The 19,845-nt window shown below is 39.7% G+C and carries 11 protein-coding genes; all 11 read left to right on the top strand.

The genetic code is table 11. The features are described 5' to 3' along the window. The first annotated feature begins 5 nt into the window (after positions 1 to 5). On the top strand, positions 6 to 2,876 hold the full coding sequence (gene uvrA, locus MHB51_RS08385; RefSeq protein WP_342559374.1) for an excinuclease ABC subunit UvrA: 2,871 nt from the start codon (positions 6 to 8) through the stop codon (positions 2,874 to 2,876). 113 nt (positions 2,877 to 2,989) lie between these two features. After that, a complete protein-coding gene (locus tag MHB51_RS08380) occupies positions 2,990 to 4,189 on the top strand; it encodes a DUF4097 family beta strand repeat-containing protein (RefSeq protein ID WP_066165109.1) in 1,200 nt (399 codons plus the stop codon). A gap of 405 nt (positions 4,190 to 4,594) precedes the next feature. Then, positions 4,595 to 5,281, top strand: a complete 687-nt coding sequence (ftsE, locus tag MHB51_RS08375; protein ID WP_066165112.1) for a cell division ATP-binding protein FtsE — start codon at positions 4,595 to 4,597, stop codon at positions 5,279 to 5,281. After that, positions 5,271 to 6,167, top strand: a complete 897-nt coding sequence (ftsX, locus tag MHB51_RS08370; protein WP_342559373.1) for a permease-like cell division protein FtsX — start codon at positions 5,271 to 5,273, stop codon at positions 6,165 to 6,167. Before ftsE ends, ftsX begins: the two co-directional genes overlap by 11 nt. Before the next feature lie 104 nt (positions 6,168 to 6,271). Beyond that, positions 6,272 to 7,525 carry a peptidoglycan DD-metalloendopeptidase family protein gene (locus tag MHB51_RS08365; protein ID WP_066165117.1) on the top strand — a complete coding sequence of 418 codons (1,254 nt, stop codon included), beginning with the start codon at positions 6,272 to 6,274 and terminating at the stop codon, positions 7,523 to 7,525. 211 nt (positions 7,526 to 7,736) lie between these two features. Then, positions 7,737 to 8,300, top strand: coding sequence for a redoxin domain-containing protein (locus MHB51_RS08360; protein WP_342473004.1), 564 nt, complete (start codon positions 7,737 to 7,739; stop codon positions 8,298 to 8,300). Between the two features lie 60 nt (positions 8,301 to 8,360). Next, positions 8,361 to 9,782 carry a S41 family peptidase gene (locus MHB51_RS08355; protein WP_066165123.1) on the top strand — a complete coding sequence of 474 codons (1,422 nt, stop codon included), beginning with the start codon at positions 8,361 to 8,363 and terminating at the stop codon, positions 9,780 to 9,782. A gap of 637 nt (positions 9,783 to 10,419) precedes the next feature. Beyond that, on the top strand, positions 10,420 to 11,589 hold the full coding sequence (locus tag MHB51_RS08350) for a PDZ domain-containing protein (RefSeq protein ID WP_342559372.1): 1,170 nt from the start codon (positions 10,420 to 10,422) through the stop codon (positions 11,587 to 11,589). Positions 11,590 to 11,843: 254 nt separating this feature from the next. Beyond that, positions 11,844 to 12,464, top strand: a complete 621-nt coding sequence (locus MHB51_RS08345; RefSeq protein WP_066165126.1) for a TVP38/TMEM64 family protein — start codon at positions 11,844 to 11,846, stop codon at positions 12,462 to 12,464. A 106-nt stretch (positions 12,465 to 12,570) separates the two neighbouring features. Further along, positions 12,571 to 16,131, top strand: a complete 3,561-nt coding sequence (addB, locus tag MHB51_RS08340; RefSeq protein WP_342559371.1) for a helicase-exonuclease AddAB subunit AddB — start codon at positions 12,571 to 12,573, stop codon at positions 16,129 to 16,131. Further along, positions 16,100 to 19,792, top strand: a complete 3,693-nt coding sequence (gene addA, locus MHB51_RS08335; protein WP_342559370.1) for a helicase-exonuclease AddAB subunit AddA — start codon at positions 16,100 to 16,102, stop codon at positions 19,790 to 19,792. The genes addB and addA overlap by 32 nt, the downstream gene beginning before the upstream one ends. Positions 19,793 to 19,845: the final 53 nt, after the last annotated feature.

Genomic DNA, 19,845 nt, shown 5'->3' with positions numbered 1-19,845 from the left:
TCCACTTGAAAAATACAGAAATCGTTGTACAAGGTGCCCGGGCACATAATTTAAAAAACATTGACATAACAATTCCTCGTGATCAACTAGTCGTTTTAACAGGGTTATCTGGCTCAGGAAAATCTTCATTAGCATTTGATACAATTTATGCTGAGGGGCAGCGCCGTTATGTTGAGTCACTATCTGCTTATGCACGCCAATTTTTAGGACAAATGGATAAGCCGGATGTTGATACGATTGAGGGCTTGTCGCCAGCAATTTCAATTGACCAAAAAACAACGAGTCGTAATCCACGCTCGACTGTTGGAACAGTAACGGAAATTTATGATTATTTACGATTATTATTCGCGCGTATCGGTACACCTATTTGTCCAACACATGGAACGCCTATTACGTCACAAACAGTTGAACAAATGGTTGACCGCTTAATGGAATACCCTGAACGCACAAAAATGCAGCTTCTTGCACCGATGATTGAAGGACGTAAAGGAACGCATGTAAAGCTATTGGAGGACTTGAAAAAGCAAGGCTATGTGCGTGTGCGTATTAATGGGGAGCTTCGCGATTTAGACGACAATATTGAGTTGGATAAAAATAAAAAGCATACTATTGAGGTTGTCGTTGACCGTGTTGTAATGAAGGAAGGGATTGCCGCACGTTTAAGTGATTCATTAGAGGCTGCATTACGTCTAGCTGAGGGACGTGTACTTGTCGATGTGATGGAGCATGAGGAGCTTTTATTTAGCGAGCATCACGCATGTCCACAATGTGGTTTTTCTATCGGAGAGCTAGAGCCACGCATGTTCTCCTTCAATAGCCCATTTGGTGCGTGTACTTCTTGTGATGGGCTAGGGATGAAGCGTGAGGTAGATAAGGATTTAGTTGTGCCAGATTGGGATAAAACGTTGCTTGAGCATGCTATTGCGCCGTGGGAGCCGACGAGTTCTCAATATTATCCACAATTATTAAAAGCGGTATGTAACCATTACGGTATTCCAATGGATGTACCAATTAAAGATATACCAAAGCCACAAATGGATAAAGTGTTAAAAGGCTCTGGAAAGGAAAAAATTCAGTTTGATTATGAAAATGAGTTTGGGCATAAGCGTAGCCAATTAATTGAATTTGAAGGTGTATTGAATAATGTAGAACGTCGTTTTCGTGATACGTCCTCAGACTATGTGCGTGAGCAAATGGAAAAGTATATGGCAGAGCAGCCATGTCCAGCCTGTAAGGGGTACCGCTTAAAGCCAGAGACGCTAGCGGTGAAGTTAAGCGACAAGCATATCGGTGAAGTAACGCAGTTTTCTATTTCGGAAGCAAATGCGTTTTTTGATAGCTTAAAATTATCGGATAAAGATTTGCAAATCGCGCGTTTAGTTTTACGTGAAATTCATGAACGACTAGGCTTTTTAGTAAATGTTGGCTTGGACTATTTAACCTTATCACGTGCGGCTGGGACTTTGTCAGGTGGGGAAGCACAGCGCATACGCTTAGCTACACAAATTGGCTCACGTTTAACAGGTGTACTGTATATTTTAGACGAGCCATCGATTGGCTTGCATCAGCGCGATAATGACCGTTTAATCACGACGCTGCAAAGCATGCGGGATTTGGGAAATACATTAATTGTCGTAGAGCATGATGAAGATACAATGCTAGCAGCAGATTATATTATTGATGTTGGACCGGGAGCAGGTGTGCATGGTGGACAAATAGTTGCGCAAGGAACGCCAACAGAGGTCATGGGCAATGATTCATCGTTGACGGGGCAGTATTTGAGCGGTAAAAAATTTATTCCTCTACCTGCTGAACGACGCAAACCGGATGGCCGCAAGCTTGTCATTAAAGGTGCGAGCGAAAATAATCTGAAAAAAGTGAATGTCGATATTCCACTTGGCGTATTTATTGCTGTAACAGGTGTATCAGGCTCTGGTAAATCTACGCTTATTAATGAGATATTATATAAATCGCTCGCGTCAAAATTGAATCGCTCAAAGGTAAAGCCTGGAGCGCATAAATCGCTAGATGGTATTCAGCAGTTAGAAAAGGTCATTGATATTGACCAGTCACCAATTGGGCGTACACCACGCTCCAATCCTGCAACTTATACAGGCGTTTTTGATGATATACGCGACGTCTTTGCTGTGACGAATGAGGCGAAGGTACGCGGCTATAAAAAAGGGCGCTTTAGCTTTAATGTAAAAGGTGGTCGCTGTGAGGCTTGTCGTGGTGATGGTATTATAAAAATTGAAATGCACTTTTTACCAGATGTATATGTGCCATGCGAGGTATGTCACGGCAAACGCTATAATCGAGAGACGCTAGAAGTGAAATATAAAGATAAGAATATCGCTGAAGTGCTTGATATGACAATTGAGGATGCGGTCGTCTTTTTCGAAAACATTCCAAAAATTCATCGCAAGCTACAAACAATTGTGGATGTTGGCTTAGGCTATATGAAGCTAGGACAGCCTGCAACGACATTATCAGGTGGAGAGGCACAGCGCGTAAAGTTAGCCTCTGAGCTGCATCGTCGTTCAACAGGAAAGTCATTTTATATTTTAGATGAGCCGACGACAGGCTTACATGCGGACGATATAGCTCGCTTATTAGTCGTGCTACAGCGACTTGTTGATAATGGTGAGACAGTACTCGTAATTGAGCATAATTTAGATGTGATTAAAACAGCTGATTATATGATTGATTTAGGTCCAGAGGGTGGCGACAAAGGTGGAACTATTGTTGCAACAGGTACACCTGAGGAAATTTGTGCGAATGAGGCGAGCCACACAGGACGTTATTTAAAGCCGATTTTAGAGCGCGATCGTAAGCGCATGGCAGAGCAAATTGCTAATATGGTAGCAAAATCGTAAATTCTGTAGATTGTATAGGTTTTTTCTAAGCTATTTTTGATAAAAAAACATGAAACCTTTTTCCTCCCTCGGGCGTATAACTTAGTATACAAATCAGAGGGAGGCTTTTTAATATGCAAAGTGAACGTCAACGTATTTTAAAATTAGTTGAAAACGGAACAATTTCAGCAGAAGAGGCCATTGTATTACTAGAAGCATTAGGGAAAGATGAGTCTGGACAAGCGACGATGCCAGTCGCACCTAAAGTAGAGGAGCAGCAGGCGAAAAGCGAGGACTTTAGTAAGGTTGATGATTCAGAAAAGCGTACAACATCCGGTTTTGAGGACCTATTTAATAAAGCGTTCAATGATAAAGAAGCAAATCATAAAATGAACGAATTTATGAATGATTTAAAAGAAGATTTATCTCAATTTAGCAATCGCATGATGGGCCTAATGAATGGTGCTTTTTCAAAGGTGAAGGAATTCGATTTTGAGTTTCCATTTGGCGAAAAAGTAGAGTTTAATAAAACATATGTGTACGATGCAGAGCAAGTAAAAGGTTTTGAAATTGATTTACCAAGCGGTAAGCTGACGCTTGAAAAAGCGGCAGATGATAAGGTGCTTGTGGAAGCTCATGTGAAAGTAACGAAATCCGATAATGATGAGGAACAAACAATTGCTAAGTTTACAAATGATTTTGTCACATTGAATGATGGCAAGCTGACGATTGCAACAGCAGTAAAAATGTCATCTGTTGATTTACACCTTCATGTACCGGAAAAGCACTATGATATTTTAATCGTTCGTTTATTGAATGGTAGTATGACGGCAAGCAATATTCACTCTACTTTACTAAAATTAAAAACGTATAATGGGGCAATTCGCATTGAAAAATCAGAATTCCAGCGTGCAGACTTAAATTCTGGTAATGGCATGATTGAAGCTCGTTTAGTGAAGGGGGAAGATTTAGAGGCAGAGTCAGTAAATGGTCGCATTTATATTGATGGGGATATTCAGGAAATTGAAGCGGAATCTGTTAATGGTGCTGTTACATTAACGACAAGCTCTGACAAAGCTCGTAAATTAAAGGGCTCGGCTGTAGCTGGTACAGTGGAGCTCTATGTACCAAAAGGCTTATCGTTAGATGGGCGTGTGACGACAAACTTTGGAAAAACAGATGTTGGTCTGCCAGATGTCACTGTCAGCACAAACGAAGACCAATTTTTATTAAAAACAGCACACTTCAGCAAAACAGTTGAAGGTGCACCTGTTTTAAAACTACTAGGCGAAACACGTACAGGCTCAGTAATCGTTCGCTACCATAATAATTAAAAGGGCGTCTTCAAGACACGCCCGTTAAATGAGAGAGCTTTCTTTGGGAAAGGAAGAAACACTGTGTTTAGTAGTGTTTCACCTAAATGAAGAAACGTAAATTAATTTGTCTTTGCAAAACAAGGCTGCCTTTCCGGGCAGCCTATTTTTTATGAGCGAATTATGACTTTAGTATTATACATAACTATAACGCTGATTTATAATGCGCTTTATCACGAAATATTTTGTAATAATTGTTGCAAAGTAGGAGGCGTTAAAACGCTCTAAGACGTAGTTTGCAAGGGTGCGTGAAAATCAATCTATATTGACATGAAAATGTAATAGCAAGAAGCGTATACAATGTTATAATGAGGAAGAGTAAAAAAATTGTCAACTTGTGATATGACGAAATTTAGGTGGTAAAAAATGATTCAAATGAACAATGTTGTAAAAAAATATCCGAATGGTGTTGTAGCTACTAATGGTATCACTGTTGATATAAGACAAGGTGAATTCGTTTATGTTGTCGGTCCAAGTGGTGCAGGGAAGTCTACATTTATAAAATTAATGTATCGTGAAGAAAAAGCAACTTCTGGTGATGTAATTGTAAATGGTATAAATTTAACGACATTAAAGCAAAGCCGCATTCCGAAAATGCGCAGACATTTAGGGATTGTCTTTCAAGACTTTAAGCTATTGCCACGGCTAACAGTGTATGAAAATGTGGCGTTTGCAATGGAGGTTATTGAAGAACAGCCTAGAAAGATTCGTCAACGCGTGCTAGAGGTTTTAGAGCTTGTCGGTCTTAAGCATAAAGTACGTATGCTTCCTAGCGAGTTGTCTGGGGGGGAGCAGCAGCGTGTAGCTATCGCTCGCTCTATTGTGAACATGCCTAAAGTTGTGATTGCGGACGAGCCTACAGGAAATCTCGACCCTGAAACGTCATGGGAAATTATGAATATTTTTGAAGAAATTAATGCGCGTGGTACGACAATTGTCATGGCGACGCATAATAGAGAAATTGTCAATACGATTCGTCGACGCGTAATTGCGATTGAGGGCGGTATGATTGCTCGTGATGAGTACGGAGGTGATTATGGCTATGAAGGGTAGAACAATTCGCCGACATTTCCGAGAAAGTTTTAAATCATTAGGACGCAACGGCTGGATGACATTTGCCTCGATTAGTGCAGTAACTGTAACATTGCTACTTGTTGGTGTATTTGCAGTCATCATGATGAACTTAAATAAAGTTGCAACAGATTTAGAAAATGATGTTGAAATACGTGTTTATATTGATATAATCGCGGATCCTGAAGAGGCAAAGCTAGCCGAAGACCAGCTTATAGATGAAATCCATAACTTACCTGAAGTAGCTGAAGTTGTCTACTCTTCAAAAGGACAAGAACTTGATAAGCTCATTAAAGATTTTGGAGATGAGCTTAGCTTGTATGAGCAAAACAACCCGTTACACAACGTTTTATATGTAAAGGCAGTCGATCCACACGAAACAGCAAATGTAGCAAAAGCGATTGATAAGTTCGATAATACATATGAAGTGAAATACGGTGAAGGAAAAGTAGAGAATCTTTTTAACTTTATTAAAATTAGTAGAAACGTAGGTTTAGCGCTTATTTTAGGCCTGCTTTTCACAGCAATGTTTTTAATTTCAAATACGATTCGCATTACGATTGTTGCACGAAGAGATGAAATTGAAATTATGAAGCTTGTCGGTGCAACGAATTCATTTGTGCGTATTCCATTTGTTTTAGAAGGTATGTGGCTTGGTATTTTAGGCTCAATCATTCCAATCATTGCAGTATCGGCTGCCTATTACAATATTTATCAAATACTATTGCCACGTTTAAAAGGGCAAATGCTGCAAATTTTGCCTACGACCCCTTTACTTTATCAAGTAAACGGCTTAATTCTCGCTATTGGTATATTAATTGGGGTATGGGGTAGCTTTATGTCCGTACGCAAGTTTTTAAAAGTTTAACATTTCTCAATTAAATATTGGCATGTGTCGTCACAGTTTCAGGTTAACTTCTACCAACTAGCGTTAGCTGAGGTGTAATTAATAGTAGAAAGGAGTTTATCGGATTGAAGTCAGCAACATTTAAGTGGCTAGCAATCATTCTAGCGTTATTGCTTGTTGTGCAAATGCCAGCAGTTTCGGCAAATACGTTAAATGATTTAAAGGGCAAAAAAAATGAAGTAGAAAAGCAGAGAACAAATATAACGAACTCCATTAATGAAACAAGCTCTGAAATTAGTTCAAACGAAAAAAGACAGCAGGAGATATTGGCACAAATTGAAGCACTTGATCAAAAAATTGTGCAAACAAATAATGAAATTGATGCTGTTGTCGAAGAAATCAAAATAGCTAATCAAGAGATTGCCGTGCTTGAGGAAGCGATTGCGGAGCTAGAGGACAAAATTGCGCAGCGCGATGAATTATTGCGTGAGCGTATGCGCGCAATTCAGGCAAATGGGACAGTTTCTTATTTGGACGTGCTTCTTGGCGCCAATAGCTTTGTTGATTTTATTGACCGTTTCTCGGCTGTTAGCACATTAATGGAGGCGGACCGCCAAATTATGCGCGATCAAAAACGAGATATTGAAAGCTTAGAGGAACAAAAGCTTATTTTAGAAAATAAGAAAAAGAAATTGCAGGAAAATCAAGCAGAGCTTGAAAGATTACGTGCTTCTTTAGATACTCAAAAGAAGGATAAAAATAAATTAATTGATGAGCTAGAGCGTGAGCAAGAAAAGCTGAAAGATGAAAAGCGCTTACTAGAGGCTGAGTATTCAGAAGCACTGCAAATAGAGGAGGAATTGCAGAAGCAAATTATTGCAGAGCAAAACCGCCTTGCAGAAATTGCTCGTCAGCAAGAATTACAGCGTCGACGTGAAATGGCAAATAATAATATTCCTGTCGTGTCCTCTGGTACGTGGACAAAGCCTACAAACGGACGTTTAACATCTGGCTATGGCTGGCGTAATATTGGCTATGGTACAGAATTCCACTATGGTGTTGATTTAGCAAATGCAACAGGAACGCCAATTGTTGCAGCAACAGACGGAGTTGTTTCCTATGCTGCCCCATTATCTACATATGGTAATGTGATTATTTTAACGCATTCAATTGATGGTCAAATATTTACTTCGGTATATGCCCATTTAAGTGGCTATAACGTAAGTGTAGGTGAGACGGTAAGTAAAGGACAAAGAATTGGTTCGATGGGTAGTACGGGTCGTTCAACAGGACCTCATTTACATTTTGAAATTCATATTGGACCTTGGCGTGGACAAAGTGTAGGTTCGGTAAATCCACTGCGCTATATTCCGCTATAATTTAACTTCTTTCAGCAGAACACTGCCACCTCAATAGCTGGCGGGACGCACACACTTAGTTCTAATTACGGCTGACTGTCCCACATCGAATGGACCTAAAGCTGAATCCAGACTAAAGTTAGCTAAGGCGGAACTGATTTGAAGAGCATAAAGGCTGCCGAGGAAGTTTAAATCTTCCAAGGTAGCCTTTCATATTTTGGGAGGATACTTGATGAAAAAAACAATGAGTTTGCTGCTCGTGCTCTTACTAGTAACGATTGCGTTAGTGACATATATAAAAGGGCAAGTTGAAGATAGTCAAAGGCTTGCTGAGGCGACGATTGGACAAGAAGTTGAGTTGGTAGGTTTGAAGAAAGGGCAGTTTGCACCTAATTTTACATTGCAAACACTTGATGGACAAACGGTGTCATTGGAAGATTATCGTGGAAGGAAAGTAATGATTAATTTTTGGGCAACTTGGTGTCCACCATGTAAAGCAGAAATGCCACATATGCAAAATTATTATAAAAAGTATGCCGCTACAGATAATGTAGAAATTTTAGCTGTTAATTTAACGTATCAGGATGGCTCTAATAAACAAATTCAGCAATTCGTTAATGGCTTTGATGTGCAGTTTCCTGTTTTACTTGCACAATCAAAAGACATTGCGGAAACATATAAAATACTTGCGATTCCTACCACATTTATGATTGATTCGGAAGGGCGTGTTCAGCATCAAATTACTGGTCCACTTGATTTAGAGGCATTGCAACTATATGCATCGAAATTAAAATAAAGCAACAGGACGTATCATTTCCTACTATTATTCATAATTTGTTTAGTAGGAGGTTAGTAGATGCGCAAAAGCCGAATTGTTTTATTATTTTGTGTCGTTGCCATTGTGGGAGGTAGTTTGTATTTATGGAATAATGACTTTTTATTTGCTAAAAAGGCCCCAACTGAGGAGCTCGCAGTTGTAGATGAATTGTATTCAATTATTTCACAGCAATCTGTTTATGATACAACCTCGAATGTATTAGTAGAAGGTGCATTGCGTGGTATGGCATCAGCAATTAAAGATCCGTATAGCACATATTATAGCGAACAGGAGGCTGCTATACATAGACAGTCACTTGCAAGCGAACGAGTCGGCATCGGTGTGGAGCTAGCGGAAACGCACGGTAAATTTGTCATTGTTTCACCTGTTAAAGATTCACCTGCTGAGCAAGCCGGAGTGCGTCCATTAGATGAAATTGTTCAAATTGATGACGAGCGACTTGATGGTAAAACGATGGGCGATGTTATGCGCCTAATGCAAGGCAAAATTGGACAAAAGGTAACGCTTGTTTTATACCGACCACAGGCAGAACGTCATATTAAGCTGACGATTGAGCGTGCAGCGCTAAAAAATGAAACTGTGGAGGCCGCTGTTATAGAGCGTGCCGAGGAATCATTTGGTTATTTATCACTTAGCATGTTTGGTGAAAAAACAGCAGAGGAATGGAAGAATGCTGTTGCAGAAGTAGAAAAGAGTGATGTGCAAGGCTGGATTGTTGATGTGCGTGATAATCCGGGTGGTTATTTGCATAGTGTTGCAGAAATTATTAGTACATTGGAAAATCGGGAGCGTATTTTTGCCTATATGCAAAACAATACGGGGGCATTAGAGCCTCTTGCGACAAAGCCAGAGCAAATTGCCTCGTTAACAAAGCCGATTGTCATTTTACAAAATGAAGGAAGTGCTTCTGCAAGTGAAGTATTTGCCGCTGCAATGCAGGCATGGGAGCGGGCGACGATTATTGGCAATACAAGCTTTGGCAAAGGAACAGTCCAAAAATCTTGGGAGCTACAAAATGGCGGTGAAGTGAAGCTTTCAACGAATAAATGGTTAACACCAACGAAGGATTGGATTCATGGAAAGGGCGTTTTACCAGATATCGAGGTAAAGCAACATCCGCTCTTCGCGCTAGAAATGATGCCGTTAGTAGGGACTTTCAAGCAAGGTGATTTCAGTGAGGAAATTGCTTACGTTCAAAACGTGTTAAATGAACTTGGCTATTCAGTCGCTCGGCAGGATGGGTTTTTCGATGAGGAAACAGCCGAAGTGGTACAGCAGTTCCGCAAAAAACACAATTTGATAGCGGGAGAAGAGCTAGAGGAAAGCTTCTTTGCTGCATTGCAAAAGGAGGCCCTTTCCTATAAAGAAAAGCCAGAGCACGATTTGCAGCTAGAAATGGCGATTAGCTTTTTATTGCATGAATTAGATAGCCGCAAGTAAGGCGATAGGGCGTCCGAAAAGCCATGCATAGCTTTTCGGACGCTAACAATCCGTGGAGAAAACCATCCACTGATTGAAGTTTCACTTTGTCCCGCATTAACAGGCATTAAAACTCCCACTTCAAGACTTAAGTAAAAAATACGCTAAGGATAAGTGGGAGATCAACTGCCTGTAAAAGCCCGATTGGTTCAACTAACAATCAGTGGAGAAAACCATCCACTGATTGAAGTTTCACTTTATATCAAGAGGTTTTGCGGGAGTCGATTTTCAGTGGATAATCCTATTACAAATTATGCTACGCAATAGGCGGGTGTTTTGCTACAATATAAAGTGAACCTTCAATCAATAAGAAGTTATAGGGCTATTTGAAAAGGCGAATGAATTTTCACTTTTTTCAGCAGATTCCTTTAATTAGCTTAAAAAATTTGGGCGTGATTGATAATTTTTATCCCGTCCTTTTGTACTTAAGAGAAGCATCGCTGAACGCTGTGTTTTTCTCGCTGTCAAAGAAAGCCTACTTTTTCAATAGGCAATTCTTTGCCAAAACGCTATCGTTAATGTCCAATAAGCAGGCAACTGTATGACTTATCGGATATCCCATATTTGATGAAAAAGATGAAGCTTGGTAGGTGAAGTTGTGTATATAGATATCATCATAGAAGTACTTATGGCAGTTTTACGCTTTGTTATGAATCCATTATTGTATATTGCTGCTTTTTTTGCAGTTTATCTTGGGTATCGCCGCGTGAAAAGGGAGCGCCGTTTTTTTAGAATTCGAATTTTAAATGGATGGTCAGAGTTAACGAGCTTTCTGAAAATAAATTGGATGGAAAGCCTCATTATTTCTGTCCTTATATTGGCGATTGGCTTAGTTGTTCCAAATGAATTTTTATTGTTATTAATAGCTGTCAGCATATTAGCCACTATCGTTTTTATATTCCATTTATTATCACCTATCGTAACAATTGCGATTAGCTTTAGTGTGCTTGCTGGGATGGCTTACTTTGGTCAAACATTTACTGTACTAAACTTTACATTCAAGGGCTTTTCATATGAAAATGGGGCTGCAATGACGGTTGCTTTATTAGCTGGAATGTTATTAATTGTAGAGGCACGCTTTATTCGTCTTGCTGGACCACGATTTGCTTCACCTGTAGTGCAGCAAACAAAGCGAGGTAGAAATGCCGTCACTTATTTTAGTAAGAGCATTTCGGTCGTACCACTTTTTTTCATTATTCCAGGTGACGCAATTGCTGCTTATATTCCTTGGTGGCCACAATTTAGCTTAGGTGCTAAAGAATTTTCGCTCGTGCTTTTTCCATTTGTTTTTGGCTTTCAGCAAATGACAAAACGTACTTTACCAGTCTATTTTTATCCGAAATATAGTCGCTCCGTTTTTATTTTGGCACAGCTCGTATTAATTGGCGGTTTAGCCTCGTACTTTATACCTTTAGTTGGTGTTATAACGTTAATTAGTGCAGCTATTTTACGTTTATTTATTAGTCTTTATTATAAAATTCAGGAGCGAACGGACCGTTATGCAGTCGCTCCCTTATCTAGCGGTGTTATTATCGCTGGCGTACTGCCAAACTCACCGGCTGAAAAAATGGGCTTAGTTGCTGGGGAAGTTATTCGCAAAGTGAATGGTAAGGAAGTATTTACTGAAAGTGAATTATACGAGGCGCTGCAGGTGAATGCTGCTCACTGTCGCTTAGAAATATTAAATCACCAAAATGAAGTGCGTTTGGCACAGCATGTTGTTCATAGTAACGATCATTATAAAATAGGTTTACTGTTAGTAAATTAACAAAGAGCTGTCGAAAAAGCAGGCTTGAACCCGCCATTTTCGACAGCTCTTTGTAATTTTCATCGCAACTAAAGTGTATGTTTCACGTCTATATTGTGTAAAATATAGTTGTAAAAATGGCGAAAAATGTTGAACAATGTTAGAAAATAATTAGATATTCGTATGTTAAAATAACTATAAAGTGAAGCTTCGACCGATTCGCAACCCCGATGAAATAGGGAGCGACCCTGTAATAGATATAGAGGTGACAGCCAATGAAGGATTGGTTTACAATTGCAAATTTAGAAAATTTAATAGAGCATTATCATTTATTAGGGCCGATTTTTGGCATCTTTTTAACTGCTATCGAAGCTATTATTCCTGTATTACCGCTCGTTGTTATCGTCGTAGCCAATGTGAATGCATATGGCATTGTTGTGGGAGGTCTTATTTCTTGGCTTGGTGCTGTGATCGGAGCTTACGGATTATTTTTAATAGCACGCAAATTTGGAAAACACCCGAAGCTACAACGAGTTGTACAAAATAAGCGCGTGCAAACATTAATTAGATGGGTAGATATGAGGGGACTAGCCCCAATATTAGTGCTTCTTTGCTTCCCGTTTTCACCAGCCTTTATCATTAATATCGTGGCAGGATTATCCAATATCCGCAAGCACTACTATTTAATAGGGCTTATTATCGGGAAATTTGTTATGATTGCTGTGACAGGTGGATTAGGCTATGATTTACGTGCAATATTAACACATCCATTAAAGCTAATTCTCACAATATGTGGAGTTTTCCTGCTATGGATTATTGGAAAATGGATTGAAAATAAATTAAATAAACGAGTGGAACGTGATTTACGAGCAGTAAGTAAAGAAAGTCACTCTTAGTGAGCTGTTGGAAATGTAGGACATCCCTGCTTTCCAGCAGCCTTATTTTTCATTATGGTAAAACATGTGTTCTGTTATATAATAGTAGTAAGAGGAGGGGGACAATATGTCTTTACGCATTATTTCAGGTCGAGCTGGAACGGGAAAAACGACATTGCTTCATCAAGAAATTGTGCAGCATTTAAAGGATAATCCTTTCGGTGCGCCGTTATTTGTCATTGTTCCTGATCAAATGTCATTTAAAACAGAGTATGATTTGACGAATCGTTATGATATTAATGGAATGATACGAGCGCAAGTATTAACATTTAAACGCTTAGCTTGGTTTATTTTGCAGGAAACTGGAGGCGTTGCTCGCGATAAAATTGATAGCTTTGGCTATCGAATGTTAATACGTCGTATTTTACAGGATAATAAGGAGCAGTTTTCGATTTTTACGCAAGCTGCTAGTAAGCGAGGATTCACGCAGGATATTGAGCAGTTATTACGTGAGTTCAGTCAATATGATGTGACGAGCAATTCCATTGTTAATTTAATAAACGAGCTTGAGGTATATGGAGCAGCTCATACATTAATTGCAAAAATGAAGGACTTCCAAATTATTTTGCAGCAGCTAGAGGAAAGCATTGGAGAGAGCTATGTAGACGGAGAAGGCTTTTATCCAATTTTAGTTGAGCAATTGAAAAACTCCGAAAAAATACAGCAGGCAGAAATATTTATAGATGGCTTTACGGCATTTACAATAAGGGAGTTTGCGATTGTTGAGCAATTATTGCAGCTAGCAAAACGCGTAACGATTGTTTTGCCTTTTGAGGATGTGCAAGATGCAGCAGATCCACAAGCATTATTTCATCGTGCGGCTTTCACCTATGATAAATTAATAGATTTTGCAACACAGCATCATATTGAAGTGGAAAACCGCGTGCATTTAGCAGTGAATTATCGTACAGCACAAGCCGATTTATTACATATTGAGACGAATTTTCATGCAGCGGTACCCGCAGTACAATCGGCATCAGGAGCAGTGCATATTATTGAAGGTACAAATCGACGTGCGGAAGTTCAAAGTATTGCGCGGGAAATAATTGCTCTCGTCACAGAGGGGCAAATGCGTTATAAAGATATTGGTATTATGTATCGTCAAGCGGATGTCTATGATCCACTTATTGCGACAATTTTCAAGCAGCATGAAATTCCGTTCTTTACGAATGAAAAGCGACCAATGCTGCATCATCCATTTGTTGAATTTATGCGTTCTTCCTTAGAGGTAGTAATTTCAAATTGGCAATATGAGCCTGTTTTTCGAGCAGTGAAAACAGATTTATTTTTCCCATTACATGCGGAAAAAAAATACAATCGGGAGCAGCTAGATAGGCTTGAAAATTTTGTTATAGCGAAGGGGATTATCGGTAAGCGTTGGCATGACGAAGAGATTTGGCAATATCGCAGATTCCGTGTGTTAGATAAAATAGGGGCAATACAAACCGATAAAGAGCTTGAAATGCAGCAATTGTTACAGCAGGCGCGTGACATTGTACGTGAGCCGTTGTTTATGTTAGAACAAGCTCTGAAGGAAGCGCAAACAGGCTTAGAAATAGGACAGGCTTTGTATGACTATGCTGAACATTTACAGCTCTATGAAAAGTTACAAATAATGAAAGAACAAGAGCTTGAAACGGCTGCACTTGATTTTGCAAGTGAGCATGACCAAGTATGGAATGGTTGGGTGAATATACTTGACCAGTTTGTTTTAATGTTTGGTGAGCAGCAAATAACATTGCAAGAGGCGGCACAAATACTTGATGAAGGCTATGATTCATTGCAATTTTCCAATATCCCGCCGGCAATTGATGAGGTGACTGTTGCCACATTAGAATATTCACGCTTTGATAATATGAAAGCTGTGTTTATTATCGGTGTGAATGATGGTGTTTATCCGATGCGCATCGATCAAGAGGGGCTATTAACAGATGCCGATCGTGCTTATTTTGAGCGCCTTGATTATGAATTAGCACCAAATGCAAAAAGTAAGCTATTGCAGGAGGCATTTTTAATTTATCGTGCGCTTACTTCTCCAACTGACAGACTGTACATTACATTTGCTAGTGCGGATGAAGAAGGAAAAAGCCTGCTACCGTCGCTCTATATTAATCGTTTGCATAAATTATTTACCGTTAAGGACAAGCGTACATTATCGCATAGACGTGTATTCATAGACCCGATTGAGGAGTTTGATAAGCGTCATCTTTTATCTTATTTACGCCATCCGAGGGCATCGCTTGCTTTTTTAGCGACACAGTTAAAAGAGGCTGAGCAGACAAAAGCACTATCTGCAGAGTGGCGTGCACTACACGCATTTTACCTTGGTTACCCAAAATGGGAGCGAATGTTGCAATTTGTAACGAAGCCTCTATATACAATGAATAAAGCTGAGCCCTTACAGCCTACTATTACCGATAGGCTTTATGGTGAGGAATTGCAGGCAAGTGTTTCCCGAATCGAGAAATTTTATCGCTGTCCATACGCGCACTTTGCTACTTATGGGTTGCGATTAGAGGAACGTGCTGAATATCGTTTGGAAACTTTTGCAATGGGTGATTTATTCCATGAAGCGCTACGCAGCATTTTAACGGGGAACGAGGTGCCACCAGCAAACTATAGAGAATGCTTGCAAAAGGCAAGAGAGGCAGTGGAGCCACTTATTCATATATTTTCTTATCGTATTTTAGAGAGCAATTCACGTTATTTATACATTAAGGAGAAGCTCATTCGAGTTGTTGCACGAACGTTATTTGCTTTAACAGAGCATGCGAAAGTTGCAAAATTTAAACCGATTGTTCATGAAAAACCATTTGGTAAAGCGGATGATAAAACGACAAAAAAAGGAATAACTCCACTTCCTCCGTTAGAAATACCACTTGAAAATAAGCGCAAAATGTATTTGCGTGGGCAAATTGACCGCATTGATGCCTATGAGGAAAATGGTCAATTGCATTTACGTATAGTCGATTATAAATCGTCAAGTCGCGATTTAGACTTAAATGAGGTCTATCATGGGATTTCGTTGCAGTTGCTAACGTATTTAGATGTCGCTGTGAAAAATGCGAAAGAGTTATTGGCATTGCCTGAAAATCAGGAAGTGACTGTGACGCCTGCTGGAGTATTATATGTGCATGTTCATGACCCTCTCGTACGCTTGGAGGAATATGTGGATGAGCAAATGCGTGAGCTACAGCGCCTTGAAAAATACCGAATGCAAGGGCTTTTAATAAATGAAATTCCCGTGTTAGAGGCGATGGATGAAAATTTATTAGAACAAAAAAAGTCACCAGTTATTCCTGTGAGTATGACATCAAAAGGTGCAATTGGAGCATATTCAAAAACTGTTGATGTGCAGACGATGCCGATTTTGCAGGATTTCGTGATTGAAAAGCATAAGGAGGCGGGCAATAAAATATTTACAGGTGCTACTGAAATTTATCCATATAAATTAAAAAATCGGACAGCCTGTGATTATTGTCAGTTCAAGGCAATATGCCAATTCGATCCATCAGATGGACAGCAACAATATAATCATTTCACGGTGAAAAAGACTGATGAATTGATTGCACGAGTAAAAAAGGAGTGTGGCTATAGTGACATTAATGATACCGAAGAAACCGACTGATGCGCAGTGGACAGATGAGCAATGGAAGGCAATTTGGGCAACTGGTCAGGATACGCTCGTATCGGCAGCAGCCGGCTCGGGAAAAACGGCTGTTTTAATTGAGCGCCTTATCCAAAAAATTATCGCTAAAGAGGAGCCGCTTGATGTAGATGAGCTACTAGTCGTAACCTTTACCAACGCATCGGCTGCTGAGATGCGTAGTCGCTTAGCTGCCGCATTGGAGAAAGAAATCACGAAGGACCCACATAACCGATTTTTAAGACGTCAATTGAGCTTAGTAAATAAAGCGCAAATTTCAACATTACATTCTTTTTGTTTAGCAATTTGTCGTCAATATGCGTATATGATTGACCTTGATCCTGGGTTCCGCATAGCGAGCCAAGATGAAGTAGCTTTATTACAGGATGATGTGCTTTCTACTATATTGGAGCAGGCGTATAGTGAGGACGGGAATCTAGCGCAGGCGGAGGTGTACGAGCTTGTTGATAGCTTTTCTTCAGATCGTCATGATCAAGAAATAGAAGTGCTATTGGAGCAGCTTTACAATATGTCACGTGTACAACCTGAGCCATATAAATGGCTCGACACATTAGCGCGGGAATATGATATTACAGAAGATGCTGCCATTGATGATTTAGCATTTGTTCCACAGTTAAAAACATCAATTTTACATTCTTTACATGCTGCTGAAAATAATTTATTAGCAATGCAGCGCTATGCCGATGGTAATTTTGGATTAGGTGCATATAGCGCCTTAGCAGCGGAGGAGTTAGCCTTCGTACAAGTAGCAATTGACAAGCTAAATAATAGCACATGGCAAGATGTGCATGAGCATATGCAAAAAGCACAATGGAGTAGGCTTCCGTCTATCAAGAAATCGGATGAGGCAGATCCAGAAATTAAGGATATTGCTAAAAATCATCGGGACGAGGCGAAGGACATTGTCAAAGCCCTTAAAGAAACATTTTTTGTGCGCCAACCACATCATTTATTAAGTGAAATAAGACAGATGAAGCCAGTTATCGAGACGCTTGTAAAGCTTGTGAAAGTTTTTAGTGAAGCGTTTAAAGTAGCTAAGCAGGAACGCGCATTAGTCGATTTTTCCGATTTGGAGCATTATGCCTTGGAAATATTGACTGAGCAAACAGAGGTGGGCATGCAGCCTTCAGCAGTAGCAAAGGATTTTCAGCAGCGTTTTAAAGAAGTGCTTGTAGATGAATATCAAGATGTAAATTTATTACAAGAAACGATTTTACAGCTTGTGAAAAGTAATGATGAAGCGAATGGGAATTTATTTATGGTCGGCGATGTTAAACAATCCATTTACCAGTTTCGATTAGCTGAACCACGCTTATTTTTACGCAAATATAAAGAATTTGCTGAAAACCCGCAAAATACAGGATTGAAAATTGATCTAAATGCGAACTTTCGCAGCCGCCAAGAGGTGCTAGAGGCAACGAACTATATATTTGAGCGAGTGATGGATGAAACAGTTGGGGAGATTGACTATGATGAGCAAGCAGCGTTAAAATTCCGTGCGCACTATAGCGAGGCAAATATTCCTGTCGAATTTGTTGTACTTGACCAATATACAGAGCAAGAGGAGGAGATAGAGCTTGATGAAGAGCTAGAGGAGCTCAAAATCTCGCAGCAAGAAGCTCGCTATATGATTAAAAAAATTCAATATATGATTGAGAAAGAGCTGCCTATTTTTAACCCGAAGGATGGTACTACAAGACCTATTCGCTACAGCGATATTGTTATTTTAATGCGCTCTATGACGTGGTCTGCTGATTTTGCTGAGGAATTCAAGTTGGCAGGTATTCCGCTCTATTCAGAATCCTCCAAAGGTTATTTTGAGGCATTAGAAGTAATGATTATATTAAATGTTTTAAAAATTGTTGATAATCCGTATCAGGATATCCCACTCGCTTCAACATTGCGCGCGCCATTTTTCGGTTTAACTGAAAATGAACTAGCCGAAGTGCGTTTAGCTAAGCGCAATGTACCGTTTTTTGAAGCCTTGACAGCTTTTATGGAGCAGCCATCCAATGCAAAACTTGCAGAGAAGCTAGCACATTTTTTAATATTATTAGAAAAATGGCGTCAGCTAGCACGGCGAGGCTCGCTTGCGGATTTAGTTTGGACTATTTATTTAGATACAAATTATTATGAGCTTGTTGGCACAATGGCAAATGGCAAACAACGCCAAGCAAACTTAAGAGCATTGCATGACCGCGCGCTTGCATATGAAAAAACTTCATTTCGCGGTCTGTTTCGGTTTTTACGTTTTGTAGATCGAATGAAATCGCGAGGGGATGATTTGGGTATTGCCAAATCGATTGGAGAAGGTGATGATGTCGTGCGTTTAATGACGATTCACTCTTCAAAGGGATTAGAGTTCCCTGTTGTTTTTGTTGCTGGTATGGCGAAACCCTTCAATCAGCAGGATTTTAAAGGCTCCTATTTATTTGATCAAGATTTCGGTCTTGCTGTAAAGGCGATTAATACAGAAGAACGCACGATGTTTACATCCTTGCCGTATTTAGCTATGAAAGAGAAGAAAATAGCAAAACTTAAAGCAGAGGAAATGCGTATACTTTATGTAGCAATGACACGTGCAAAAGAGCATTTAATTTTGCTAGGTACAGTGAAAAACTGGCAAAGAAAGCTAGACAAATGGGAAGCGTTACAAAACCTAGCACCGAAAACATTGTTACCAAATTATTTGCGAGCTAGTGCCAATTCATTTTTAGATTGGGTCGCTCCTGCGCTCGTTAGCCACCCCGATTTTTTAACAAGAACGGTACAGGACGAGGTATTTGGAGGAAGTGAGGTCACAGGGCAAAAAGCTTCACTATGGTCAGTCAAAGTTTTATCAGCAACGCTATTGAAAGGGACAGAGGAGCAGGAATCTTTCGTGCAAATGCTAGTCGATGACGAGGTGGATGAGCAGCTTGTTGAAGTACTGACAGAACGCTTTACTGCAACATATCCGCATAGACAAGCGACAGTTAAAAAATCGAAAACATCTGTATCCGAAATTAAACGCTTCGAGGCATTGCAGCAGGAGGAAGATATCGTTTATAATCCACAAGCGATGCAACAAGCATCCATTGCAAAACGTCCAAGTTTTATACAGGCGAAAGCACTAAGTGCCGCAGAAATGGGGACAGTTGTTCACTCGATTATGCAACATGTGCCACAGCAGGGCTTTGTATCACTTGATGCGGCAAATGAGTTTGTCGCTAGTTTAGTGGAGCGAGAACTATTAACAAAGGACGAGGCTGCTCTTATCAATATGGAAAAAGTATTGGCGTTTTTTTACTCCCCAGTCGGAACACGTTTTAAGAATGCGAAGAAACTTTTGAGAGAAGTACCTTTTACGATAAGTAGAACGGATCATGAAGGTGATAGCCAAATTGTTCAAGGGATTATTGACTGCTTGTTTGAGGAAGATGGACAATGGATATTATTAGACTATAAAACAGATAAAATTCGTCCTCCATTTAACGTTGAGCCAGCTTTAACAGAGGAAATGGCAAAACGTTATCAAATACAACTGCAAATTTATAGCGAGGCAATTGAAATGGTTAATAAAGTAAAGGTAAAAGAAAAAATACTATATCTTTACGATATTGGCGAGGCGATTGTGTTGTAAACTGTTAGGGAGGTCTGCATGATGCAGGTCAGTTAACCGTTGTCACAGGACGT

Source organism: Metasolibacillus sp. FSL K6-0083 (assembly GCF_038630865.1).
Lineage (GTDB): Bacteria > Bacillota > Bacilli > Bacillales_A > Planococcaceae > Metasolibacillus > Metasolibacillus fluoroglycofenilyticus.
Note: the sequence above shows the minus strand (reverse complement) of the source record. Positions and strands in the feature narration are given on the sequence as shown.

What these genes read in the sequence shown, in the direction of transcription:
- MHB51_RS08380 (WP_066165109.1), top strand. Translation starts at nt 2,990, where the DNA reads ATGCAAAGTGAACGTCAACGTATTTTAAAATTAGTTGAAAACGGAACA.
- ftsE (WP_066165112.1), top strand. Translation starts at nt 4,595, where the DNA reads ATGATTCAAATGAACAATGTTGTAAAAAAATATCCGAATGGTGTTGTA.
- ftsX (WP_342559373.1), top strand. Translation starts at nt 5,271, where the DNA reads ATGAAGGGTAGAACAATTCGCCGACATTTCCGAGAAAGTTTTAAATCA.
- MHB51_RS08360 (WP_342473004.1), top strand. Translation starts at nt 7,737, where the DNA reads ATGAAAAAAACAATGAGTTTGCTGCTCGTGCTCTTACTAGTAACGATT.
- MHB51_RS08355 (WP_066165123.1), top strand. Translation starts at nt 8,361, where the DNA reads ATGCGCAAAAGCCGAATTGTTTTATTATTTTGTGTCGTTGCCATTGTG.
- MHB51_RS08345 (WP_066165126.1), top strand. Translation starts at nt 11,844, where the DNA reads ATGAAGGATTGGTTTACAATTGCAAATTTAGAAAATTTAATAGAGCAT.
- addB (WP_342559371.1), top strand. Translation starts at nt 12,571, where the DNA reads ATGTCTTTACGCATTATTTCAGGTCGAGCTGGAACGGGAAAAACGACA.